A 23,664-nucleotide genomic window follows, 5' to 3' on the forward strand; every position below is an offset into this window, starting at 1 on the left:
CGGGCACCCGCCGCGACACCGCCGCCTGATCCGCATCCCCGTCCGCCGCGCGAGGTCCGCCGCACGATCCGCCGTCCGGCGATCGGGCGGCGACCCGTCCCGCGGCCTGCCGCCGACCGCCCGCCCCGGCCGCCCCTCGGGCGCCGTCCGGGGCGGGCGGTCGCGTATCGGGGCGAGACGGCGACCCGCCGCGCCCGGATCCGCCCCCACGTGAGCCCGCCGCCACGGCGATCAGCGTGAACGGCTGCACGCCGGGCGTCCAGGTTCCGGTGATGTGGCGTACGCCTCAAAACGACCATCGGTCCCGGCGGTTTGAACGGGTTCAAATCTGCCGTACAGTGGCTCGCGTGAAGCTCGCCGTGACCGCACCGGACCGGCTCGACGTGCGCACCGTCGAGATCGACGACCCGGGCGATTTGATCAGTCGACTTCCGCATTCGTCCGCGCTGGCGTGGGTCCGGCACGGCGAGGGCCTGGTGGGCTGGGGGGAGGCGGCGCGGCTGACCGTCCCGGCGGGACCCGGCCGGTTCGCCGCCGTGCAAGGCCTGCTGGACGAGCTGTTCGGCAGCGCGCGGGTGGACGACCCGCTGGGCGTTCCGGGGTCGGGCCCGGTGGCGTTCGGCAGTTTCGCCTTCGACCCCGCCTCGGGCGACTCGGTGGTGATCGTGCCCCGCCACGTGGTGGGGCGCCGCGGCGGACGCGCGTGGCTGACCACGATCGGCGACGCCCCGGGGCCCGCGACGCGCACGATGGAGCTGGCCGAGCCGCCGGCGGCGCCGTCCCAGCTCAGCTGGAGCGACGGCGCGCTCAGCGCACCCGCGTGGCAGCGTGCGGTGGCCGCGGCTGTGGAGCACATCCGCGCCGGCCGGCTGGGCAAGGTGGTGCTGGCACGCGACCTGTACGCGCAGGCGAGCGAACCGATCGACGCGCGGGTGCTGCTGGCGCGGCTGGCCGAACGCTTCCCCGCCTGCTACACCTTCGCCTGCGGCGGGCTGGTCGGCGCCACGCCCGAGCTGCTCATCCGCCGGACCGGCGACGCGGTCGAGTCGCTGGTGCTGGCGGGCACCGCCGCACGCGGCGCCACGCCCGCCGAGGACGCCGAACGCGCCGCGCGCCTGCAGGCCTCGGCCAAAGACCGCCAAGAGCACTCCTACGCCGCGCAGATGGTGCGCGAGGCGCTGGCGCCGCTGTGCGCGCAGCTGACCGTCCCGTCCGAACCGCAGGTGCTGACGCTGCCGAACGTGCTGCACCTGGCGTCGCCGGTGCGGGGGCTCCTGCACGACGAGCGGTCGGTGCTGGACGTGGTGGAGGCGCTGCACCCCACCCCCGCGGTGTGCGGGACGCCCACCGACCGGGCCCTGGAGCTGATCGGGCGGCTGGAGGGCATGGACCGCGGCCGCTACGCGGGCCCGGTGGGATGGGTGGACGCCCGCGGGGACGGCGAGTGGGGCATCGCGCTGCGGTGCGCGCAACTGGACGGCACGCGGGCGCGGCTGTTCGCCGGGTGCGGGATCGTGGCCGACTCCGACCCGGAGGCCGAACTGGCCGAGGCGCAGAGCAAGTTCCGCGTCATGCAGTACGCCCTAGAAGGCTGAACGTCCCCGCGCCCCTCACCCTCCACTACACCCCGGGAACCGGGGGCTGGCAGGTGGGGCACCAGAACAGGTTGCGCCCCGCCAGGGTGCGGGCGCGGACGGCGGTGCCGCAGATCAGGCACGGCTGACCGGTGCGCCGGTACACGTACACCTCGCCGCCGTGATCGTCCACGCGGGGCGGGCGCCCCATCGCCTCGGGCGTGTGCTCCGGGCGGACGGTGTCGATACGGCCGGTCCGCACGCCTTCGCGCATCAGCAGCACCAGGTCGTCCCACATCGCCTGCCACACCTGGCGGTCAAGGGCACGTCCGGGCAGGTCGGGGTGCACGTTCTGACGGAACAGCACCTCGGCGCGGTAGATGTTGCCCGGCCCGGCGACCACCGACTGGTCCATCAGCAGCTGCGCGATCGGCGCCCGGCTGCGGGAGATGCGGCGCCAGGCCCGGTCGGGGTCGGCGTCGGAACGCAGCGGGTCGGGGCCCAGACGGTCCCGCAGCAGCTTCACCTGGGGAAGGTCGAGCACCTCGCAGGTGTTGGGACCGCGCAGGTCGGCGTGGTCGCCGTCGCCGATCAGCCGCAACCGCACCTGCCCGACCGGGTCGGGAGCGGGCAGACGCCCGAAGGTGTACCTGCCGTAGATGCCCAGATGCACGTGCAAGACGCGGTCGTGGGAGAAGTGAAGCAGCAGGTGCTTGCCGTGGGCGTCGGCCTGCTCGAGGACGTGGCCGTCGATGAGGCGGGCGCCGTCGGCGAAGCGCCCCTGGGGGCTGTGGGCGCGCACGGGGCGGCCGCCGAACCGTTCGCGATGTTCGGCGGCCAAACGGTGAATGGTGTGTCCTTCGGGCATGACGGGCCCAGCATAGGCTCCAGTTGATCTCCCCCGGGCCCGAACCCGCCCCCTCCGGACGCCGCCCCACCAACGGCAGGGCGGCCGGCGCGGGCGTCAGCCGCGGGCGGCGCCGACCTCCCGCATGTGACGCAGCGCCTGCCGATAAGAGTCGATCAGCCCCGTCTCGGTGTAAGGCAGGCCGACCTGGGCGCAGTGGGCGCGGACGAGCGGCTGCAGACGACGCAGATTGGGACGGGGCGCGCTGGGGAACAAGTGGTGCTCGATCTGGTAGTTCAACCCGCCCAGCAGCCAGTCGGTGAGAGCCCCGCCGCGCACGTTCCGCGACGTGAGCACCTGCCGGCGCAGGTGATCCCACCGCTCTCCCGGGCCGGGCATGGCCATCCCCTTGTGATTAGGGGCGAACGCACACCCCAGGTGCACCCCGAACACCGCGTGGTGCACCAGAACGAACACCACGGCCTTGCCAGGGGTCATGAGAGCGAACGCCAACGCGAGATACCCGACCACGTGCGCGACCAGCAGCACCCCGTCCAGCCACCGCCCGCGCCCCTCACGCCCGCGGCCGCACACATGCACGGCACTGCCGACCTTCAGGTTGAACCCCTCCAACAGCAGCAACGGGAAGAACGCCCGCGCCTGGTGGCGGGCCAGCCACGCCCAGACGCCGCGACGCCGCCGGGCCTGCTCGACCGTCCACACCAACACGCCCTCACCGACATCAGGGTCCTTGCCGACGTGGTTCGGGTTGGCGTGATGACGGTTGTGCTTGTCGTTCCACCAGCCGTAGCTCATGCCCAGCAGCAAAGGGCCCAGCAGCAGGCCCAGCCACCGGTTCACACGAGCGGTGCGAGCGATCTGCCGGTGCCCGGCGTCGTGACCGAGGAACGCGGTGCGAGCCGACAGCACCGCCATCGGCACCGCCAGCGCCACCACCCACCACGACGACCCCGCCCACCCCACGGCCGCCCACGTCAAGGCGGTCGCGCCGAGGGTGACGGCGATCTCCCGCGCGTAATAGCCGGCGCGGCGCTCCAGCAGGCCGCTGTCACGGACCTTCCGCGCCAGCGGCGCGAAATCGCTGCGGCCCGCGCCATCCGAGGCGCCGCCGCCGACCGGGGCGTCGGGACCGGCGGCGGGCAGGGGGAAGGGCATGAATCCTCCGAGGGTTCGCGGTCGACATCTCACGGCCGACGCCACCCCGCGACACCGGCCGTGCGGCGACGTCAGCAGTGCTGATCACCTGATCGGGACGCTATGCGCGCGGCCGCCGAACGGTCGCCCCGCCAGAGAGCCAACCGCGGCATGGCTCCCAAGACCGGCGGCAGACGGGACGACCGCACCTCACGTACGAGGCGACCACCGGCCCCCTGCGACCCGCCCACAGGCGACACGCCGCACACGCCTGCCCGCCTCCCTAACGAGGCGGTGGCGATCCCCCCTCGCAAAAGGAGGAAAACCCTCCCCCTCAGGTATCCCCCACGCCAAAAAACGACACCGCCGCACCCTCCGCCCCCTTCAGCCCCACCCGAAGCACACGCGACATATAGGGTCCACAGTCATGAACGCGAGCACTCGGTGGATCGAACTGGAAGGTGCGGTCAACGTCCGCGACCTCGGCGGGCTCCCCACGCTCGACGGGCGCCAGACACGACGGGGACGGGTGCTGCGCTCCGACAACCTCCAAGACCTCTCCGAGGCCGACATACGGATCCTGCTGAACGACCACCACCTGAAAGACGTGATCGACCTGCGCAGCGAAGCCGAAGTCCGCCTGGAAGGACCGGGACCGCTGACCCGGGTGCCCTCAGTCCGCCTGCACCACCTGTCGCTGTTCGCCGAAGGCGGCATGTACACCGACGTCACCGCCGACACCCCCGACGACGCAGCCCCCCACGCACCAGGCAAGATCGACGTGGACAAAGTGCTGCCCTGGCAGAACCGCGACGAGGCCGGCCCCGAGCACGAACGCTCCGTCGCCCACTACCTCGGCTACATGCGCGACCGGGCGGACTCGATCGTCGCCGCGCTGCGCGTCATCGCACGCAGCGACGGCGCCGCCCTGGTGCACTGCGCCGCCGGCAAGGACCGCACCGGCGTCGTCTGCGCCCTGGCACTGGAAGTCGCACAAGTGACCCGAGAGGCCATCGTCGCCGACTACGCGATGACCGGCGAACGCCTCGAGGCCATCCTGGCGCGCCTGCGCGCCAGCGACACCTACGCCGCCGACCTGGACTCCCGCCCCGCCGACACCCACCAGCCCCACGCCTCGATCATGGAGAAATACCTGGCGCGGGTGGACGAACAGTTCGGCGGAACGCTCGAATGGCTCGCCCGGCACGGCTGGACCGACGACGACACCGCCGCACTGCGCGCCCGCCTGCTCACCTGAAATCCCACGAGGCGGCAGGCCCGGGCTGCGCGGTCGGCCCGGGCCGCATCACACCGGGCCGCCGTCCTCACCCTCACCACCATCGGTCGGCCCCGACGACGGCCCCGACGGCGACGGGGACGGAGACGGCGACGAAGGACTCGGCGACGGACGCGGCGACAGCGGCGGCGGCACCACCGGAGGCGACACCGACGGCGACGGCGGCTCCGGAGGAGGCGACGGCGGCGCACTCACCCGCGGCTGACACGCGAACAACACCACCATCAACAACCCCAAAAGCAGCAACACCGCCGCCAACGTCAACAGCGCCGCGATCAACCCCCGATCCGACCGCACCGGCACCGGCACGAACCGCACCGGCCCCGACGCCACCGCCGGCTCCCTCGCACCCAGCCAATACGGCAGAAACTGCGGCCCCCGACGCCGCCCATTCCACCGCCCCTGAAAAGCCCCCCGCAACAACACCGAATCCAAAAACCGCTCCGCCCCCACACGATCAGGACGGTCCGCGTCATACCGCGTCGCCACCCACGGCGTCGGCCCATCCGGCTGCGCCGCCACAACCGGCGCCGCATCCTCCCCCTCGGCCTCACCGTCAGACCGCCCCGCCCCACCGACCGCACCGGCACCCACACCCGACCGCGGCCACGCCGCCTCGATCGCCGCACGAAAACGATCCCGCGCCGCGGCGTCCCCCGCGGCACCACGGTTCAACACCGCCACACTCGCCTGCCGCCCCTCGGCGTCCACCCCCAGATACACGATCCCGGCGGACGTCTCCGTCAACCGCGCCGACAACCGAAACGGCCCCAGCTGAACAGGATCCTCCGATGGCAGCGGCCTCGACATGGCCGCCAGACTAACAACCCAGACCCGCCGCCAACCCCCTCACGTCCGCACGTCCAGCACACCACCGCAAACGTGATCGCGTAGGGTCGAAAAGAGCGCCCGGCCGCTCCCCGAGGGAATACCCTTTCCGAGGACAGTGAGGACGCCGAACATGACCAGTGCCGCGCAGGACGCCGTCCAGGCCGCGACCCTCCTTCAACAGACCCTCGCCGAGGTCAAGAAGGTCATCGTCGGCCAGGACCACATGATCGAGCGCATGGTCGTCGCCCTCCTCGCCAAAGGCCACTGCCTCCTGGAAGGCGTCCCCGGCGTCGCCAAGACCCTCGCCGTGTCCACCCTCGCCCGCGTCGTCGGCGGCACCTTCGCCCGCCTCCAGTTCACCCCCGACCTCGTCCCCTCCGACATCGTCGGCACCCGCATCTACCACCCCTCCACCGAACAGTTCGACGTCGAACTCGGCCCCGTCTTCGTCAACTTCGTCCTCGCCGACGAGATCAACCGCGCCCCCGCCAAGGTCCAGTCCGCCCTCCTGGAGGTCATGGCCGAACGCCAGGTCTCCCTCGCCGGCAACACCTATCCCCTCCCCGAACCCTTCATCGTCCTGGCCACCCAGAACCCCATCGAATCCGAAGGCGTCTACCCCCTCCCCGAGGCCCAGCGCGACCGCTTCCTCATGAAGATCGACGTCCGCTACCCCGGCGCCCACGAAGAACTGCAGATCCTGCAGCGCATGAGCGTCGACCCGCCCGAGGCCGCCCAGATCCTCTCCCCCGACCAGCTCACCGCCCTGCAGCGCGCCGCCGCCGACGTCTCGGTCCACGAACTGGTCGCCGACTACATCGTCCGCCTCGTCATGGCGACCCGCGAACCCGACCAGTACCGCCTCCCCGACCTGCGCAAGGTCATCGAGATCGGCGCCAGCCCCCGCGCCACCCTCGGCCTGGTCTCCGCCGCCCGAGCCCTCGCCCTCATCAACGGACGCGACTACGTCCTGCCCGACGACGTCCGCGCCGTCGCCCGCGACGTCATGGCCCACCGCATCGTCCTCACCTTCGACGCCCTCGCCGACGGCGTCGACCCCACCGAAGTCGTCGCCCAGATCCTCACCGCCGTCCCGCCGCCCCGCGTGGTCTGGAACCACGGCGCCGCGGTGAGCGCATGACCGCGCCCCCGCCCCACCACCACCCGGGCCACGCCGCCGGCACCCCGGCGCCCCACCCTGCCCCCGGGCCGCAACCCGCCTTCCACCCGCCCGCCGACGCCCCCGCCGGCCCGCGCCCCACCGACAAACTCGCCGCACTCGCCCCCGAACGCACCCTGCGGCGCCTCGAGCTCGCCGTCACCCGACGCCTCGACGGCCTGCTGAACGGCGAGCACATGGGCCTGCTCCCCGGCCCCGGCACCGAACTCGCCGAGGCCCGCCTCTACCAGCCCGGCGAAGACGACGTCCGCCACATGGACTGGGCCGTCACCGCCCGCACCACCACCCCCCACGTCCGCGACCTCATCGCCGACCACGAGCTGCAGGTCTGGGCCCTCACCGACATCAGCCCCAGCATGCAGTTCGGCACCGCGACCCTCCTCAAACGCGACCTCGCCGTCGCCGCCCTCGCCGCCGTCGGCTTCCTCACCGTCCGCCTCGGCGACCGCGTCGGCGCCTACCTCCTCGGCCCCGGCGGCCTGCGCCGCTGGCCCGCCCGCACCGGCAAGGCCGCCATGTACTCCCTCCTGCAGGCCGTCCTCGACACCCCCATCCCCACCGCCGACGACCACCCCCACACCCCCACCCCCGACCTCGCCCAGGCCATCGCCGCCCTGCACAGCGGCCAGACCCGCCGCGGCCTGCGCGTCATCGTCTCCGACTTCCTCGACCCCACCGACCCCGCACTGCACCACCCCCACCCCCGCTGGGAACGCCCCCTGCGCCGCCTCGCCGCCCGCCACCAGGTCCTCGCCGTCGAGATCATCGACCCCCGCGAACTCGACCTCCCCGACGTCGGCCTGGTCGAGATGACCGACCCCGAGACCGGAACCGTCCACGAGATCGTGCTCAACCGCCGCACCCGCCGACGCTACGCCCGAGCCGCCGCCGCCCAGCGGCAACGCACCCGCGACGCCCTGCGCCGCTGCGGCGCCCACCACCTCGTCCTCCGCACCGACCGCGACTGGATCGCCGACATCGCCCGCTTCGCGGTGCGCCAACGCCGCGCCCGCGGACGCGCCGTCGCCGCCAAGGGGGTGCGCCCATGACGTTCCTGTCGCCCGAACGACTCTGGCTGCTGACCCTGATCCCGCTGCTGGCCGCCGCCTACGCGGCCATGCAGCTGCGCCGCCGGCGCCACACCGTCCGCTTCACCAACCTGGCCCTGCTCAGCCAGGTCGCCCCGCGCCGCCCCGGCTGGCGCCGCCACGTCGCCGCCGCCCTGTTCCTCAGCATGATCCTGCTGATGGTGATCGGGTTCGCCCGGCCCGCCACCGGCGTCAAGGTCCCCCGCGACCGCGCCACCGTCATGGTCGCCATCGACGTCTCCCTGTCGATGATGGCCCGCGACGTCAACCCCAGCCGCTTCGAGGCGGCCAAGGCCGCGGCCAAGAAGTTCATCCGCGACCTGCCGGCCCGCTTCAACGTCGGCGTCGTCGGCTTCGCCGGCAGCGCCAACCTCGTCGCCGCCCCGTCCACCGACCGCCAGGCCGCCATCGCCTCCATCGACCAGCTCGTCATGGCCAAGCGCACCGCCATCGGCGAGGCCGTGTTCACCTCCCTGCAGGCCGTCCGGTCCTTCGACGCCCAGGCCAGCCAGGGCGACCCGCCGCCCGCCCACATCGTGCTGCTGTCCGACGGCGACAACACCACCGGCCGCTCGGTCCCCGAGGCCGTCGACGCCGCCCGCGCCTCCCACATCCCGGTGTCCACCATCGCCTTCGGCACCCCCTACGGCACCGTCGACATCGAAGGCGAGACCACCAGCGTCTCGGTCAACAAGGAGACCCTGCGCATGCTCGCCGAGGGCACCGAGGGCAAACCGTACGAGGCCGCCGACGCCGACCAGCTCTCCGACGTGTACGCCAACATCGGCAGCTCGCTCGGCTGGAAGATCGAGCACCGCGACGTCTCGGCCCGCTTCACCGGCTTGGCCCTGCTCTTCGCGCTGGCCGCCGGCGGCGCGTCCCTGGTCTGGTTCAACCGCCTGCCGTGACCGGCGGCCCGCCGCGCCGTCCCTCCGCCGCCCGGCCGGGACGCCCGGCGCGCCGACGGACCCAACGCACTGGTACGGTCGGCCCACGTGGGGGAGCACTACTTCGCCTCGCGGCCCGAGGCGGCCAGCCGTCGCCGCACCGTCGATCTCGTCCTGCCCGACCTGCACCTGCGGCTGCAGACAGACCGCGGCATGTTCTCACCCGACCGCGTCGACCCGGGCACGCGCATCCTGCTGGAAACCGCGCCCTCTCCCCCTCCCACCGGCGACCTGCTGGACCTGGGGTGCGGCTACGGCCCCATCGCCCTCACCCTGGCGCGCCGTTCCCCTCAGGCGATGGTCTGGGGGGTGGACGTGAATCGCAGGGCTTTGGCTTTGGCTGAGGAGAACGCCTCGACCGCGGGCCTTGACAATGTAAGGTTCTGCTCGGCGGAGGAGATCGACCCCGGGCTCCGCTTCGCCGCGATCTGGTCGAATCCGCCGATCCGCATCGGCAAGAAGGCCCTGCACGAGCTGCTGCTCGCCTGGCTGCCCCGCCTCACCCCCGGCGGCCGCGCCCACCTGGTCGTCCAAAAGCACCTGGGCTCGGACTCCCTGCAGCGCTGGCTCGTCGACCAGGGCTTCCCCACCGAGCGGATCGCCTCCCGCGCCGCCTACCGGGTGCTGGCCGTGTCCGCCCGAACGCAGGAAGGTCGAGCCTGATGAGCAAGCCGCAGTCCGCCCGCCGGCAGCTGCGCCCCACCGACGTCAAACGCCTCAACCGCGACTGGCGCCGCCGCACCGACGCGCGCCTGGGGCTGCTGGTCGAGTCGGTCACCCAGCCGTTCAACATCGGCTCCATCCTGCGCACCGCCGCCGCCTTCGGCGTCGAGCACCTGTGGCTGGCCGGCAACGCCACCACCCCCGACCACCGGGGCGTCGGCAAGACCGCCCTGGGCAGCGAGCGCTTCGTCCCCTGGGAGCACGCGGGCACCGCCGCGCAGGCCGCGGCCGCCGTGCGCGAGGCGGGCCTGCGCCTGATCGCGATCGAGCTCACCGGCGACGCCCGGCCGCTGCACGAGGCGCCGCTGGACGGCGACGTGTGCCTGGCCGTCGGCGGCGAGGACCACGGCTGCTCCCCCGCCCTGCTGGCCGCCGCGGACGCCGTCGCCTACATCCCCCAGATCGGCCGAGTCGGCTCCCTCAACGTCGCCGTCGCCACCGCCATCGCTCTGGCCGAGGCGCGCCGCCGCGAGTGGGCGAACCACCCCGGACCTTGACAAAGTAAGGCGACACCCAAACGAGGAAGATCGCGTACGGGCGGTCGGGACGGCCATAATCGGGACGTGCGGCGCTACGCATTCCTGGACCACGACGGCCCCATCCCGTTCGCGCACCGCGGCGGGGCCGCCGACCGCCCGGAGAACTCCATGGCCGCCTTCCAGCGCGCGGTCGACCTCGGCTACCGCTACCTGGAGACCGACGCGCACGCCACCGCCGACGGCGTCGTCGTGGCGTTCCACGACCGCACCCTGGACCGGGTCACCGACCGCCGCGGCGCCATCGCCCGCCTCCCCTACTCCGAGGTCGCCAAGGCCCGCATCCACGGCACCGAACCCATCCCCCGCCTGGAGGACCTGCTCGGCTCCTTCCCCGAAGCCCGGTTCAACATCGACCTCAAGGACGCCCCCGTCATCGACCCCCTCGCCCGCACCCTGCACCGCACCAAGGCGTGGGACCGGGTCTGCATCACCTCGTTCTCCACCCGGCGGCTGGCCCAGCTGCGCGCCCGCCTGCCCCTGTTCACCGACAAGGACGTGTGCATGTCGCTCGGCCCCCGCGGCGTCATGGCGCTGCGCGCCAAGTCCTACGGGGGCCCCGCCGCCAAACTGGTCCGCCTGGCCGCCACCGGCATCGCGTGCGCCCAGGTGCCCTACGGCCTGGGCCCGGTCCCGTTCGTCACCGAGTCGTTCGTCGCCCAGGCGCACGAGCTGGGGCTGCAGGTGCACGCCTGGACCGTCAACGACCCCGTCGAGATGCATCGGCTGCTCGACCTCGGCGTCGACGGCATCATGACCGACGACCTGATCGCCCTGCGCGACGTCATGACCGCCCGCGGCCTCTGGCGCCCCCACCGGCACGGGCGGACCGGGGCGCGCCGCGACGTCAGCCCGGCGAGCTGAACGACGAACCGACGGCGAGGCCCGCCGCGGCCGTTCCATGGCCGTTGACGCGCTTTCGGGCGTTCTGATGACCCGTCCCGGGCGGCGGCCACGTGGATCTGCGGGCGCCCCTCAGCGACCCAGGGCTCACCAGATTGGAGTCAAGCCGCTCCCCGAAAAGCCCCGCTCGCCCGGCCGGACACCCGGACAGCACTCGCCACCACCCTGCTCGAGCGGCCCCCGGCCCGTCGTCGAAGGGCTTCCGCAAGCCTCCCCATTCGCACGTCCTCTGGGACGTTCCCGGGGCTACCGGTGCGCTCGAGGGCGGAGCCGAGCAGAGCGCATCCTCAGCGACTGAACCCGGGACGACGCGGCGGACCGCTCGGCGGGCGGTACTGGGCCGCGATGCGGAACGCGTCGGGGCGGGGCTGCGGCGCCGGCGCCGACTGCGGCTCCTGCCGTTCCTCCACCACGGACGAGCCGCTCTGGATGAGGTGGAGCCGCCCCTCCTTCAGGCTCTCCAGCAGTTCGAGGTCCTCGGCGGACACCAGGGCCGCCATGACCTTCCCCCGCCGGGTGAGCGCGATCCGCTCCCCGGAGTAGGCGACCCGGTTCACCAGGTCGGCGAACTCCGCGCGTGCCTGCGTCACCGGCTTCTCCACGTGTTCATCTTACGGCGAACTTCGCTGGCCCCCTCCCCCGCCGGAATGTACGCTCAGCACATTACGTACAGAATGTACAGATGATCTTGGAGGGTCGATGCGCGCACGGCTCGGCTGGGGGACGGACGGGGAGCGGCCGGACGGGCCCCCGACGTACATGGGGCGCAGTCAGACGGCGGTGGACGTGCCGCGGCTGCTGGGGCAGGAGCAGCTGTTCCAGCGGCTGCTCGACCAGCGGATCCTGTTCGTCGGGCAAGAGATCGACGACGACCTGGCCAACCGGGTCTGCGCGCAGCTTCTGCTGCTGGCCGCGCAGGACCCGCACCGGGACATCACCGTCTACATCAACTCCCCCGGCGGCGTGGTCGACGCCGGAATGGCGATCTACGACATGATGCAGTTCGTGCCCAACGACGTGGCCACCGTCGCGCTGGGCTTGGCCGCGTCCATGGCGCAGACGCTGCTGTGCGCCGGCGCCCCCGGCAAGCGCTACGCGCTGCGGCACGCCCGGGTGATGATGCACCAGCCGCACGGCGGCATCGGCGGCACCGCCTCCGACATCAAGATCCAGGCCGAGCAGTCGCTGTACCTGAAGCGGAGCCTGGCCGAGCTGCACGCCCGGCACACCGGGCAGCCGCTGGAGCGCATCCAGGCCGACTCCGACCGGGACCGCTGGTTCACCGCCGAGCAGGCCCGCGAGTACGGGTTCGTCGATCACGTCGTCGACAGCACCGACCAGGTGGGGACCTGAGGGCCCCCTCCACGGGCTGAGAGCCATGTACGCGCTCCTCTTGTGCGCCCACCGCACCCTCGGGACGGCTCTACGCAGTTGAGCCTCCACAACGGCCGTTGAGCAGCCGCTCGTAGGGCTCGGTTCCCTTAGCAACGCAACGGAGGGCTGCCTCACAGCGCTGCTGGGGACGCCTTGGAGGGGAGGACTACCTGCGTCGGTGCCCCCCAGCGGTGCCCGCCACGCGGCCATGCCAAGCTCACCCGGCTCGCCACCCGTCCGCCAGGGCCCGCCCCGACTCCGGCGCAATCCGTGACGTGATGGGGTGCTGCTGCCACGAGGGTGTCGGAGCCGCTGTGGGGCCCGGACAGAGGCCGGCCGGCCTTGAGAGGAGGGCTACCTGCGTGGCCTACGCGGTGACGGCGACGTGACAACCGCGAGGGGTGTCGGGTGGCCGCGAGGGCGCGGATCTGGCGCACTGGCCGGTGATCGGGGTGTTCAGGGGCGCGGTCACCGGACCGAAGGGCCAGGCGCGGAAGATCACGCGGTTACGGCGGGTAGGTGACGGTGCTCCCTGGCCCGCCACTGGTCGCGGTCATGGCTCAAGTGGCGGCGGACATCGATGGTCAGCGGTGCTGAACCGACGCTCAGGCGCTGAATGCGGCTGGTCGGCCACCCCCGGGCAACCGCAGTTCCCTGCGTCCCGGGATGAGGTTCGCCGGGTCGAACATTTCTGGCAGGCGGTCCGGCGAGCCGTAAACAGCAGGGTTGGAACGGCCCGACGACGGGAATCTTGAGACGGTCAGCTGCGTTGGTCAGGACGAGACCGCAAGCCGTCTGGGAGGCACGTGACGATGGCCGAGCGCGCACTTCGCGGCACCCGACTCGGAGCGACGAGCTACGAGAACGATCGGAACACCGATCTGGCTCCCCGCCAGGAGGTGGACTACACCTGCTCCCGGGGCCACCGGTTCACCGTGACGCTCGCGGCCGAGGCCGAAGTGCCGATGACCTGGGAATGCCGCAACTGCGGCGCGACCGCACTGCGCGTCGACGGTGAAGCGCCCCAGACGAAGAAGGGCAAGCCGCCGCGCACCCACTGGGACATGCTCATGGAGCGCCGCACGGTGGAGGATCTCGAGGAGGTCTTGGCGGAGCGTCTGGCGATCCTGCGGGCCAGCCGCAAGAAGTCCGCCTGACCCCGCTCCGGCTCGGATGCGGTCCGTGCCGTCGCTCCCGGACGGCACGGACCCGCTCCCGGCACGGCGTTCATCAACGGTCTCGCCCCTGCCGTCCGCGTATCAGCGCGTGCCGCGGACGTCGACTTCTCCGCTGCCGCCGCCGTCGTCGTCCTTGATGACCTCTCCCCGGACCACCGTTCCGCGGGGCGTCGCGGTCGCGTCGGCCGCGCCGAAGGGGTCGCGGACGGCGAAGCGGCCCAGGGGGTCCCCCATGCCCGGCGGGTACACGCCCGCGGCGTGGACGCGGCGGGCCACATAGGCGCCGAGCAGCCGCCGCACCAGGGGACGCGTGAACGGGAGCACGAACGCCAGACCGACCAGGTCGGTGGCGAATCCGGGCAGGAGCAGCAGCATTCCGCCGAGCAGGACCAGCGCGGTGTCGGCGGGTTCCCGGCCGGGCGCGCGGCCGCGGCCGAGGATCTCCTGCAGGTCCCGCCAGGCGCGCCGTCCCTCGCGGCGGACGATCCAGCCGCCCAGCAGGCCGCCGGCCGCCAGCAGCCCGACCGTCCACCAGGGGCCGATCGCCTGTCCGACCTGGACGACCAGGACGATCTCCAGGATCGGCATCAGCAGGAACGCCAGAACCAGTACGAGCGGCAGCATTGCTCCATCTTCACCTAGGCGGTCGGCCCTTCTGCTGTGTCAACGCCAGGGCGGCGGCGAACGTTTCCACTCGCGGCCTCGGGGTTTCGCCCTCGAGGTCCTCGAACGGAGCCGCGAGGCCCTGGGGCGGCGTCAGCGGGGTCGGCGGAGCTTGCCCAGGCGTTCGCGCGCGCCCCACTGGGTGATCCGCCACATGGCCTCGACCATGATGTCGCGGTTCATCTTGCTGGCGCCGTGGGTGCGCTCGACGAAGGTGATGGGGACCTCCACGACCCGCAGCCCCTCGCGCAGCGCCCGCAGCGCCAGGTCGATCTGGAACACATATCCCCGCGAGTCGACGTCGTCCAGGCCGATCTTCTCCAGGGTGGCGGCGCGGAAGGCGCGGTAGCCGCCGGTGGAGTCGTGCAGCGGCACGCCGAGCATGAGGCGGGCGTAGGTGTTGGCGCCGCGGGAGAGCACCTCGCGGCGCAGCGGCCAGTTGCGGACCCGGCCGCCTGGCACCCACCGGGCGCCGATCACCAGGTCGGCGTCGGTGAGGGCGTCGAGCAGGCGGGGCAGCTCCTCGGGCTGGTGGGAGCCGTCGGCGTCCATTTCGACCATGACGTCGTAGCCGCGGTCGAGGGCCCAGCGGAATCCGGCGATGTAGGCGGCGCCCAGGCCGTTCTTGGCGGTGCGGTGCAGCACGTTGATCTGCTCGTCGGCCGCGGCCATGGCGTCGGCGACCTTGCCGGTGCCGTCGGGGCTGTTGTCGTCGACCACCAGGACGTCCACCGACGGAACGGCCTCGCGGACCCGGCCGACCAGGCGCTCGATGTTGTCGCGCTCGTTGTAGGTGGGCACGATGACCAGCACCCGGCCGAGCTCGGCTGGGATCTCCATCGGTGTCAGTTCCCCTCGTTTCCTCTGGCGGTTGTTGCGGCGGCCGCCACGACCGCCCCCACGGCCGCGAGCACCAGCGCCCATTCGGGGGCGGCGCCCAGGCGGTCGGCCACCGTCCGCGACGTGCGCGCCGGCACCGCGGCGACGTGCATGTCGGGGACGAACTCCCGCGACCGGTAGACCATCCGGCCGTCCGGGGCGACGATCGCGCTGATGCCGCTCGTCGCCGCGACCAAGATCGTACGGCCGTGCTCGACCGCCCGCAGCCGGGACATCGCGATCTGCTGCGGCGGCAGGCTGGTGCGGCCATAGGTGGCGTTGTTGGTCTGCACGACCAGCAGGGAGCCCGCGGACACGTCGCGGACCTCCTTGTCGTAGGCGACCTCGAAGCAGATGACGTCGCCGATCGTGGTCGGTCCGAGCCGCATGACGCCGGAGCGGGTGCCCTTGGCGAAGTCGCGGGGGATGCGTTCGAACCGGCTGATCAGCTTGGTGAGCAGCGGCCGGAACGGCAGGTACTCCCCGAACGGGACGGGGTGCCGCTTGACGTAGTAGTCGCCGGGACCGGTGCGGGGGTCCCAGACGATGCCGCGGTTTTCGACCTGCCGCCCGTCGGGGGTGTCGACCAGGGCGCCGACGAGCACCGGCACGCCGATGTCCTTCACGGCGGCGTCGATGGCCGCGTAGGCGTCGGGCTCGGCGAACGGGTCCAGGTCGCTGGCGTTCTCCGGCCACACCACCAGTTCGGGGCGGGGCAGCCGGCCCTCGCGGACGCGGGCGGCCAGTTCGTGCGTGCGGCGGACGTGGTTGTTCAGGACGGCCTTGCGCTGCCCGAGGAAGTCCAGGCCGAGCCGGGGCACGTTGCCCTGGATGACGGCGACGGTGACGGGCTTGCCGTCCGCGGGCGTCGGGATCAGGAAGGCGCCGCCGACGACGGCGACGAGCCCCGCCAGCGCGACGCTCACGGGCCGGGCGGCGTCCCGGGGGCGGCGGGGCGTCCGGGCGACCGCGACGACGGCGTAGGCGGCAAGCGCGCCGGCGAGGGCGGTGAGGAAGCTCACCAGCGGCGCGCCGCCGACCGCCGCCCACGGGGTGAACGGGGAGGCGGTCTGGCTGAACGCCAGCCGCGCCCAGGGGAAGCCGCCGAACGGGACGCGCCCGCGCAGCGCCTCCTGGGCCACCCACACCGCGGCGATCCACACCGGCCAGCCGGGCAGGCGGGAGACGAGGGCGATGCCCGCGCCCATCGGGACCCAGTAGAGGGCCTGGATCAGGCTGAGCACGATCCACCCGTCGGGGCCGACCTTGGCGATGCCCTCCAGCACCGGGACGAAGAACGCGGCGCCGGCGACGAATCCCAGCCAGGCGCCGGTGCGGGCGGGCAGCCCGCGCAGCGCCAGGGCGAGCAGGGCGACGCCGACGGGCGCCAGGGGCGTCAGGTCGATGGGCGGGAACGCCGACCACAGGGCGAGGCCCCCGGTGACCGCCAGCAGGAGGCGGGGCCAGCCGGCCCGGCCGCCGCGGCGCAGCCCGGCCAGGCGGCCCGGACGCGCGGCCTGGGCCGTGCCGGACGCGGCCGCCGTCCGTTCCGGGAGAGTGTCCTGCGCCACCGCCCGCTCCTCAGTCCTTGCGTTCCCCTGGCCGGAACGGTACCGGGCCGCCGGACCGGTGGCGACCTGGGCGGTCCCCTTTGTGCCTGGAACGTCCCGAGTAGGGGCTGACATGCGGTTTTTCAGCCGGTCCGCGGCGGTTGGAAGGGTGCGCGGGGTTCGGGACGCGCAAGGGATGGGCGGGGAATCCGGGCGTGCGGGGCCGAGCACGGAGGAGGGCCCGCGACATCCCTCGGGCCGGAGTCGTCCCACAGGCGGTGAGAACGCACGCTCCGTTTTCTAGTGGATGTCCGGGCCCTTCCCGGGTCCAAGCCCCCGACCGATCGGGCGGCCCCGCCGGGCGCGGCCCCGGGCAACGCACCTGGCTCGGGACGGGAGGCGACGCGCGTGCGCGATCCGCGCTCGTCCCCGTCGTGGCGCGGTGTCCGGTGGCGCCTCCGAGCGGCCGATCGGTGAGTCCCGTGCTGGACTGGTGCCAAACTACCGGCTTCGCGAGCTGTGTCAACCGCCTCGTGCGCTGCGACGATTCCGTGTCATCCCAGCTCAACGCCATGATCGCGAGTGGGGGGAGATCGTGCCGCCCGTCCGGTCCGTCGCTCGATGCCGGATTCCGCGGATCAGGCCCGCGCCGCGCCCCGTCGCGGACGCCGCCATCCGGCTCCGGTCACCCCCGCGGCGGGGGGACGACGACGGTGCCGGTGGCGGTGACCGCGACGATCGGCTCGTCGAGCACCTCGGCGGCCGACTCGCCCTTGTCGGGCCGGCCGCGGCACACCACGCGCGCCTCGAAGTCCAAGGTGCGGCTGCGGTTGCCGACGCGGGTGACGGTGGCGGTGGCCTCCAGCACGTCCCCGGCCCGCACGGGCGCGCGGAACTGGACGTCGGAGTAGGAGGCGAACAGGCCCTCGTCGCCGTCGGTGCGGATGCACACCTCGGTGGCCACGTCCCCGAACATCGCCAGGACGTACGCGCCGTCCACCAGGTTTCCGGCGTAGTGGGCGTGCCCGTAGGGGACGTAGCGGCGGTGGGTGACGGTGAGTCCTACGCGTGGATCGCTCACTGGGCGGCCTTTCTCGGCAGCAGGACGTGGACGAGGTAGCTGGCGACCTCCGACGGGGTGGTGCCCTTGCCGAAGATGCGGTCCACCCCCAGCTCGTCGGCGGTGACGGTGTCGAAGCGGGGGCCGCCCACCACCAGCAGGGGGCGTCCCATGCCCGGTCCCACGGCGGTGGGGTATTCGGCGTGGAAGGCGGCGGCCATCTGCTTGGTGTTGTGCAGGTGGGCGTTGCGCTGGGTGACGACCTGCGACACCAGGACGGCGTCGGCGTTCTCGGCCTTGGCCCGCGCCACCAGCTCCTCCACGCTGACCTGGGCGCCCATGTTCACCACGTGGATCTCGCGGTAGTACTCCAGGCCCTTCTCCCCCGCGAAGCCCTTGACGTTGAGGATCGCGTCGATGCCGACGGTGTGGGCGTCGGTGCCGATGCAGGCGCCGACCACCACGAGGCGGCGGCCCAGCGCCGACCGGATCGCCAGGTTGACCTCCTGGGCGGTCAGCAGCGGGTATTCGCGTTCGGGCGGGGCGGGGATGCCCGCGTAGTCGATCAGATGGTTGACCCGTCCGTAGACGATGAAGAACGTGAAGTCGGGGCCCATCGCCTTGGAGTGCACCACGCTGGCCGGGTCCAGGCCCATCTTCTCGGCCAGCTGCAGCGCGGCGGCCTCGGCGCGCTTGCCGGCCGGCACGGGCAGGGTGAACGACAGTTGCACCATCCCGTCGCCGGTCGTGTCGCCGTAGGGGCGGATGATCTGCCGGGTGTCGGCCTGCTCCGGGGTGTGGGCGGCGGTGGAGCCGGGAGCGGTCGCCGTCATGCGGGCACCTCCTCCTGCGCGTGCGCGGCCTCGTCGGTCGCGGCCGCGTGCGGGTCCTCGTCGTCGAGGATCTCGATGGCGGGGTTGAAGTAGCCGTCGGCGCGTTCCACCACGCCGTCCAGGCCCTTGCCGCCGTCCGGGGGACGGCGCGTCACGCCGAACGTGCCGTCGGCGATGGCGTTGAGCAGTCCGTCGTCGGCGATGCGCTCCAGCAGCTCGACCGATTCGGCCAGCACGCGCCGCGCCCGCTGGGCGATGAACCCGTCGGGGCGCGGGACGAAGTCCTCGGCCAGGTCGCCGCAGGCGTTGCGGACGTACCGCACGTTCTCCAGCGCCAGGTCGCGGTCCGACAGCCACGGGGTGTGGATGCCCTCCGTCATCATGCCGATGAGGATGATGGACTGGCCGGTCATCATCCCGGCCAGGTTGAAGAAGGCGTCCAGCAGGTAGCCGGCGAAGATGTTGCCGGTCATGTGCTTGGTGGGCGGCATGTACTTCAGCGGCGCGTTCGGGAACAGCTCGCGGACCAGCTGGGCGTGCGCGAGCTCCAGGCGGAACGAGCCGGGCAGCGACGGGTCGATCTCGAAGGCGTGGCCGAGGCCGAGCTGGGCGTCGGTCAGGCCCGCCTCGTGCCCGAACCGCTCGTTGAGCAGCTGGCTGACGATCACGGTGTGCGCGGCGTCGACCGCGTCGGCGGTGGTGAGGTAGTTGTCCTCGCCCGTGTTGATCACGATGCCGGCGCGGGCGTGGATCTGCCGGGAGAACCGCTGGTCGATGAAGGTGCGGCGGGGGTTGATGTCGCGGAAGATGATGCCGTACATGCAGTCGTTGAGCATCATGTCCAGGCGTTCCAGCCCGGCCAGCGTCGCGATCTCCGGCATGCACAGGCCGGAGGCGTAGTTGGTCAGCCGCACGTACCGGCCCAGTTCCCGCGACACGTCGTCGAGCGCCGCCCGCATCAGCCGGAAGTTCTCCTGCGTGGCGTAGGTGCCGGCGTAGCCCTCGCGGGTGGCGCCCTCGGGCACGAAGTCCAGCAGCGACTGCCCCGTCGAGCGGATCACCGCCACGACGTCGGCGCCCTCGCGGGCGGCGGCCTGCGCCTGCGGGATGTCCTCGTAGATGTCGCCGGTGGCGACGATCAGGTAGATCCACGGGTGCGGCGGGTCGCCGACCTCGCGCAGCATCCGGTCGCGTTCGGCGCGGCGGCGGTCGATGCGGTCGATGCCGGCGCGGGCGGCCGCGCGGGCCGCGGCGCGGGCGGCCTCCGCGTCGTCGCCGGCGGGCAGGCGGAACCGGACCCGGCCGCGGGCGGCGTCCTGGGCCAGCTCGGTCAACGACGGGTACGGGCCGGTCAGCAGCGCGTCCCAGACCGGCAGGGCCACCCCGTGCTCCAGGCCGACCTGGTCGCGGACGGCGTCGGCCAGGTGGTTGACCCACGGACGGCCGTCGGCGTCGGCGCCCGCGAGCCCGGCCAGCCGCAGCAGCGCCCGCTCCACCGACACCGTGGTATGGGTCCGGGCCATCTCGATGATCGGCTCGGCGGCGCGCGCGGCCAGCCGCCGGGCCGTGCGCACCACCTCCGGATCGAGATCGAGCTTAGGCTGCGGCGTCATTGCCGTCCTCCGATCCACCGACAATCATCCGTCTCAAGGGTTTCTTCACGGGAGATCCTCCGGCATACAGCCCTACTCGCGCAAGAACCTCTTTGCCATGCGCGGTCCGCGACCGCGGATCCGGCGGCGCGCGCCGCCGAGGCGCCGCCGTGATCGTCTGTGCCCGCCGCCGCCCGAGACAAGCACGGACTTGATCACATCACCCTGCCGCGCCCCGCACGCGGCGGGGGGCATGCTGACGTTGCCCTCGGGATCGGCGCCTCGGCGGTCATCGAGTTCCAGGCACGGTGTTTTGAGTCACCTCAGCGGGGGAGGTCTGCCCAGACGCCATCCGGCGCCCGTCGATAGACCCGCGAAGAGACGTGACGCCGTCTCCTGTCGCCACGAATCGGTGTCCAGCGATGGCCGAGATAGATTTCGCACAGGTGTTCGAAGCTTCCCCGGTCCCGACGGCCGTGCTCTCGACGCGCTGGGAGTACCTGGCGGTGAACGGCGCCTTCGAGCGCGAGGTGGGGCGGCGCCGCGACGCGCTGCTCGGCCGATGCGTCTTCGACCTGTTCCCCGGCGGCCCCTCCGACTCAGGAGCCGAAAAGCTGCGCGCCTCCCTGGCCCGGGTGGTGGCCGACCGCGACGTCGACGTGCTGGCGGTGCACCGCTACGACATCGAGCGGCCCGGGCGGCCCGGAGAGTTCGAGGAGCACTACTGGAACTCGGTGAACGCGCCGCTCCTGGGACCGGACGGCGAGGTCGTCGCCGTCGTCGTCCGGGTCGAGAACGTGACCCCGTTCGTGGAGCGGCTGCACGGCGCCGAAGAGTCGTGCGACACCCGCCACGTGCAGACGTTGGAAGCCGAGATCTTCGCGCGGGCCCGGGAGCTCCAGCAGGTCAACGAACGGCTGCGCCAGGCCCGGCTCGAGGAGCGACGGACCGTCGACCGGCTGCGGCAGGCGGTGGAGCAGCAGCGCCAGGCCATCAGCGACACCTCCCACGACCTGCGGGCGCCGATCACCGGACTGCTGACCCGGCTGGAGACGGCCCTGTCCGACCCCGACGCCGACCTGCGCCAGATCCTGCACGCGGCGCGCCACGACGCCGAGCGGCTCGGCGGCATCGTCGCCGACCTGCTGGAGCTCGCCCAGCTCGACGCGGGCGTGCCGGTCTCCACCGAGCCGGTCGACCTGGCGAGCGTGGTGCAGGCCGAACTGGCCCTGCGCAGGCCCGCCGTCGCGGTCGCCACCCGCCTGGAACCGGGCGTCGTCGTGCAGGGCTCCCCCATCCGCCTGGCCCGCCTGCTCAGCAACCTGATGACCAACGCCGAACGCCACGCCCGCACCAGCATCGAGGTGTCGGTCGCCGCCGACGGCGCCCAGGCCGTCCTGGAGGTCATCGACGACGGCCCCGGGATCCCGCCCGAGGAACGCGAAGCGGTCTTCCGCCGCTTCTACCGCCGCGGCAACGCCCGCCGCAGCGACCCCCGGGGCACCGGCCTGGGCCTGCCGATCGCCCGGGAGATCGCCAACGTCCACGGCGGCACCCTCCACATCGCCGACCACCCCGTCGGGACCCGCATGGTGTGCCGCCTGCCGCGGCAGCCGTCGTCCGAACGCGCCGACGACTGACCGTCCGTCCGCCGGCGGCCGGCGCCGATCACCGGCGAGGAGGCCCATCGGCCGATGAGCCGACCGATCCGGCGGCAGGGGCGCTGCCCTCCCCTCCGCTCTCAACCCGCTGCGGGCGGCCGCCGGTGCTTCCGGTTCGCCGCGGTTCACGCCGCCGGGCAACGGGCTCACCCGCGTGCTCGTCGGCCGGGCTCCGGGATGCCAGTCCATCCTCACCGACCTCACCGTCTCGCGGTTCCACGCCGAGATCTACCGGACCGAGGACGGCTGGATGATCTCCGACCTGGGATCGATGAACGGCACCCGCGTCAACGGCCGGCGGCTGACCGGACCGGCGCGGCTGCGGCCCGGTGACGAGATCGGTTCCGGAGTCGGGGTGCCCGCCCCGCCGCCTCGAGCCGCGCGGCCCGTCGAGTGCGTCGCGGACGACCGGGCCCCAGGGGAACCGGAGCGTCCGTGCTCCTCGGGGTCACCGCCCCAAGATCGCCCCCAGCCGGCCTTGACGGGAGCGGAACGCGTCGACGAACAGCCGGTGGTCGTCGCGCACCACCGCCGCGTACTCCGTCCCGAACTCGATCATGGCCTCGACGAACGCCGACTCGTCCGCGCCGATCGCCTTGTCGATGGCCTCCTCCACCCGGAAGTCCACCAGCGTGTGGTCGGAGTCGGTGTCGGACACGCAGTGGATCTTGGCGGTGGCGCGGCCCAGGTCGTCCAGCAGCGGCAGCATCTCCTCCGGCTCGGTCAGCCCCGACCAGTCCAGGTCCTCCTCGTAGGGCGACAGCTCCTGCACCACGTAGCCCACGCCGTCGATCTCCGTGTAGCCCAGCCACGGGTCGGTGTTGGCCTGCAGCGCCCGCCGCGACACCGCCGTGCGGTGCCCGTGGTGCTTGAAATAGCCGCGGATGCGCTCGTCGTGCACCACCCTGCTCGGCGCGGCGACGTTGCCCTGCTTCACCGACAGGATGACGTCGTTCTCCAGGGCCTGGCTGCGCCCCTCCACCAGCACGTTGTAGGCCGACAGCCCGGCCGAGCCGATGCCGAAGCCCGAGGCGCCGACGATGTCCTTGACCCGGTAGGTCAGGCTGCCGAACCGCTTGTTCTCGGGGATGGTGTGCAGGTACTGCTCGTAGGCCCGCTCGACCTTGGCGCGCTCCTCGTCGTCCAGCCGCCGCACCCCCGGCCCGAGCCGGAACCGCCGCTCGTGCCGCTCGACGACCGTCCGCTCCTCCAGCAGGCCGATGCGGGTGGACGACAGCGCCGAGATCAACACCTGCCGGACGTACCCGTCGGTGTTGTCGAGCGTCAGCGCGAAGCCCTGGTCGTCGCCGTCCGCGGCGAAGCGGCGCACCTGGTCGACGTAGGCCCGCACGTACGTCTCGATCATCCGGTGGATGTCGGCGTCGGAGACGGCCTTGCTCCACGCCAGCAGCGCCACGCTCGCCACCAGCCGCTTGATGTCCCAGGTGAAGTGCCCGACGTAGGCCTCGTCGAAGTCGTTGACGTCGAAGACGAAGACCCCGTCGTCGTTCATGTAGGTGCCGAAGTTCTGCGCGTGCAGGTCGCCCTGGATCCACACCCGGCTGGTGCGCTCGTCCGCCCACGGGTCGTCGTCGTGCACGATGTCGGCGTAGAACAGGCAGGCGCTGCCCCGGTAGAACGCGAACGGGTCGGCGGCCATCTTCCGGAACCGGCGGCGGAATTCGGCGGGGCTGCGCTCCATCAGGTCCGAGAAGGCGTCGACCAGGACGTCGACGATCTGCCGCTGCCGCTCCTCGGGCGCCATGGCCCGCAGAGCCCGGGTGATGCTCCCC

At 72.7% G+C, this 23,664-nt stretch carries 22 protein-coding genes and 1 pseudogene; 12 read left to right on the forward strand and 11 right to left on the reverse strand.

All coding sequences use genetic code 11. The features are described from left to right. The first annotated feature begins 347 nt into the window (after positions 1 to 347). Positions 348 to 1,595 carry an isochorismate synthase gene (locus AR3_RS24175; RefSeq protein ID WP_067917138.1) on the forward strand — a complete coding sequence of 416 codons (1,248 nt, stop codon included), beginning with the start codon at positions 348 to 350 and terminating at the stop codon, positions 1,593 to 1,595. Positions 1,596 to 1,620: 25 nt separating this feature from the next. Here the strand turns inward: AR3_RS24175 and AR3_RS24180 are convergent, their stop codons facing one another. Both AR3_RS24180 and AR3_RS24185 read right to left on the reverse strand, forming a co-directional pair. Continuing rightward, the gene (locus tag AR3_RS24180) at positions 1,621 to 2,442 is read right to left on the reverse strand and encodes an Fpg/Nei family DNA glycosylase (RefSeq protein ID WP_067917140.1); all 822 of its coding nucleotides are present in this window, start codon (positions 2,440 to 2,442) and stop codon (positions 1,621 to 1,623) included. A 96-nt stretch (positions 2,443 to 2,538) separates the two neighbouring features. Continuing rightward, the gene (locus AR3_RS24185) at positions 2,539 to 3,597 is read right to left on the reverse strand and encodes a fatty acid desaturase family protein (protein WP_067917142.1); all 1,059 of its coding nucleotides are present in this window, start codon (positions 3,595 to 3,597) and stop codon (positions 2,539 to 2,541) included. A gap of 406 nt (positions 3,598 to 4,003) precedes the next feature. On the opposite strand from AR3_RS24185, the gene AR3_RS24190 reads away from it, so the two are divergent. Then, the gene (locus AR3_RS24190; RefSeq protein WP_067917145.1) at positions 4,004 to 4,834 is read left to right on the forward strand and encodes a tyrosine-protein phosphatase; all 831 of its coding nucleotides are present in this window, start codon (positions 4,004 to 4,006) and stop codon (positions 4,832 to 4,834) included. A gap of 48 nt (positions 4,835 to 4,882) precedes the next feature. Here AR3_RS24190 and AR3_RS24195 read toward each other — a convergent pair whose 3' ends face one another. Then, positions 4,883 to 5,683: a hypothetical protein gene (locus tag AR3_RS24195; RefSeq protein ID WP_067917147.1), complete on the reverse strand. Its 801-nt coding sequence runs from the start codon at positions 5,681 to 5,683 to the stop codon at positions 4,883 to 4,885. A gap of 151 nt (positions 5,684 to 5,834) precedes the next feature. Between AR3_RS24195 and AR3_RS24200 the strand changes: the two genes are divergently transcribed. The 6 genes from AR3_RS24200 to AR3_RS24225 all read left to right on the forward strand — a co-directional run bounded on the left by AR3_RS24200 (position 5,835) and on the right by AR3_RS24225 (position 11,042). Beyond that, positions 5,835 to 6,845 carry an AAA family ATPase gene (locus AR3_RS24200; protein ID WP_083951877.1) on the forward strand — a complete coding sequence of 337 codons (1,011 nt, stop codon included), beginning with the start codon at positions 5,835 to 5,837 and terminating at the stop codon, positions 6,843 to 6,845. After that, a complete protein-coding gene (locus tag AR3_RS24205) occupies positions 6,842 to 7,933 on the forward strand; it encodes a DUF58 domain-containing protein (RefSeq protein WP_083951879.1) in 1,092 nt (363 codons plus the stop codon). The genes AR3_RS24200 and AR3_RS24205 overlap by 4 nt, the downstream gene beginning before the upstream one ends. After that, positions 7,930 to 8,880: a VWA domain-containing protein gene (locus AR3_RS24210; protein WP_067917151.1), complete on the forward strand. Its 951-nt coding sequence runs from the start codon at positions 7,930 to 7,932 to the stop codon at positions 8,878 to 8,880. The genes AR3_RS24205 and AR3_RS24210 overlap by 4 nt, the downstream gene beginning before the upstream one ends. An 87-nt stretch (positions 8,881 to 8,967) precedes the next feature. Further along, positions 8,968 to 9,582 carry a class I SAM-dependent methyltransferase gene (locus AR3_RS24215; protein ID WP_067917153.1) on the forward strand — a complete coding sequence of 205 codons (615 nt, stop codon included), beginning with the start codon at positions 8,968 to 8,970 and terminating at the stop codon, positions 9,580 to 9,582. Further along, complete coding sequence (locus AR3_RS24220) at positions 9,582 to 10,139, forward strand: TrmH family RNA methyltransferase (protein WP_067917155.1); 558 nt, start codon at positions 9,582 to 9,584, stop codon at positions 10,137 to 10,139. Before AR3_RS24215 ends, AR3_RS24220 begins: the two co-directional genes overlap by 1 nt. 66 nt (positions 10,140 to 10,205) lie before the next feature. Then, on the forward strand, positions 10,206 to 11,042 hold the full coding sequence (locus AR3_RS24225; RefSeq protein WP_067917157.1) for a glycerophosphodiester phosphodiesterase family protein: 837 nt from the start codon (positions 10,206 to 10,208) through the stop codon (positions 11,040 to 11,042). Positions 11,043 to 11,368: 326 nt separating this feature from the next. Here AR3_RS24225 and AR3_RS24230 read toward each other — a convergent pair whose 3' ends face one another. Beyond that, positions 11,369 to 11,683: a type II toxin-antitoxin system Phd/YefM family antitoxin gene (locus tag AR3_RS24230; protein ID WP_067917159.1), complete on the reverse strand. Its 315-nt coding sequence runs from the start codon at positions 11,681 to 11,683 to the stop codon at positions 11,369 to 11,371. 97 nt (positions 11,684 to 11,780) lie between these two features. Here AR3_RS24230 and AR3_RS24235 point away from each other — a divergent pair, with 97 nt between their 5' ends. Continuing rightward, positions 11,781 to 12,434 (forward strand): ClpP family protease, encoded by a 654-nt coding sequence (locus AR3_RS24235; RefSeq protein WP_390099431.1) that lies wholly within the window; start codon positions 11,781 to 11,783, stop codon positions 12,432 to 12,434. Between the two features lie 833 nt (positions 12,435 to 13,267). Next, the gene (locus tag AR3_RS24240; RefSeq protein ID WP_067917179.1) at positions 13,268 to 13,612 is read left to right on the forward strand and encodes an RNA polymerase-binding protein RbpA; all 345 of its coding nucleotides are present in this window, start codon (positions 13,268 to 13,270) and stop codon (positions 13,610 to 13,612) included. A 102-nt stretch (positions 13,613 to 13,714) separates the two neighbouring features. Here AR3_RS24240 and AR3_RS24245 read toward each other — a convergent pair whose 3' ends face one another. The 6 genes from AR3_RS24245 to kamD form a co-directional block, all read right to left on the reverse strand. After that, a complete protein-coding gene (locus AR3_RS24245; protein WP_227023285.1) occupies positions 13,715 to 14,257 on the reverse strand; it encodes an FxsA family protein in 543 nt (180 codons plus the stop codon). A gap of 132 nt (positions 14,258 to 14,389) precedes the next feature. Next, positions 14,390 to 15,136, reverse strand: a complete 747-nt coding sequence (locus tag AR3_RS24250) for a polyprenol monophosphomannose synthase (protein WP_067917161.1) — start codon at positions 15,134 to 15,136, stop codon at positions 14,390 to 14,392. Between the two features lie 5 nt (positions 15,137 to 15,141). Next, on the reverse strand, positions 15,142 to 16,746 hold the full coding sequence (lnt, locus tag AR3_RS24255; RefSeq protein WP_067917163.1) for an apolipoprotein N-acyltransferase: 1,605 nt from the start codon (positions 16,744 to 16,746) through the stop codon (positions 15,142 to 15,144). A 664-nt stretch (positions 16,747 to 17,410) separates the two neighbouring features. Next, positions 17,411 to 17,806 carry a 3-aminobutyryl-CoA ammonia lyase gene (gene kal, locus AR3_RS24260; RefSeq protein ID WP_067917165.1) on the reverse strand — a complete coding sequence of 132 codons (396 nt, stop codon included), beginning with the start codon at positions 17,804 to 17,806 and terminating at the stop codon, positions 17,411 to 17,413. Then, entirely contained in the window at positions 17,803 to 18,618 is an 816-nt protein-coding gene (gene kamE / locus AR3_RS24265; protein WP_067917167.1) for a lysine 5,6-aminomutase subunit beta, read from the reverse strand. Before kamE ends, kal begins: the two co-directional genes overlap by 4 nt. After that, positions 18,615 to 20,231, reverse strand: coding sequence for a lysine 5,6-aminomutase subunit alpha (kamD, locus tag AR3_RS24270; RefSeq protein WP_067917169.1), 1,617 nt, complete (start codon positions 20,229 to 20,231; stop codon positions 18,615 to 18,617). Before kamD ends, kamE begins: the two co-directional genes overlap by 4 nt. Positions 20,232 to 20,632: 401 nt before the next feature. Here kamD and AR3_RS24275 point away from each other — a divergent pair, with 401 nt between their 5' ends. After that, a complete protein-coding gene (locus tag AR3_RS24275) occupies positions 20,633 to 21,850 on the forward strand; it encodes a sensor histidine kinase (RefSeq protein ID WP_083951881.1) in 1,218 nt (405 codons plus the stop codon). A gap of 175 nt (positions 21,851 to 22,025) precedes the next feature. After that, positions 22,026 to 22,208: pseudogene (locus tag AR3_RS32395) on the forward strand (FHA domain-containing protein); the annotation flags it as partial. Between the two features lie 111 nt (positions 22,209 to 22,319). Here the strand turns inward: AR3_RS32395 and AR3_RS24280 are convergent. Beyond that, positions 22,320 to 23,636, reverse strand: a complete 1,317-nt coding sequence (locus tag AR3_RS24280) for a DUF2252 domain-containing protein (protein ID WP_067917173.1) — start codon at positions 23,634 to 23,636, stop codon at positions 22,320 to 22,322. Positions 23,637 to 23,664 lie beyond the last annotated feature (28 nt).

Origin of the sequence: Actinomadura rubrobrunea NBRC 15275 (genome assembly GCF_001552235.1) — a bacterium.
GTDB lineage: Bacteria > Actinomycetota > Actinomycetes > Streptosporangiales > Streptosporangiaceae > Spirillospora > Spirillospora viridilutea.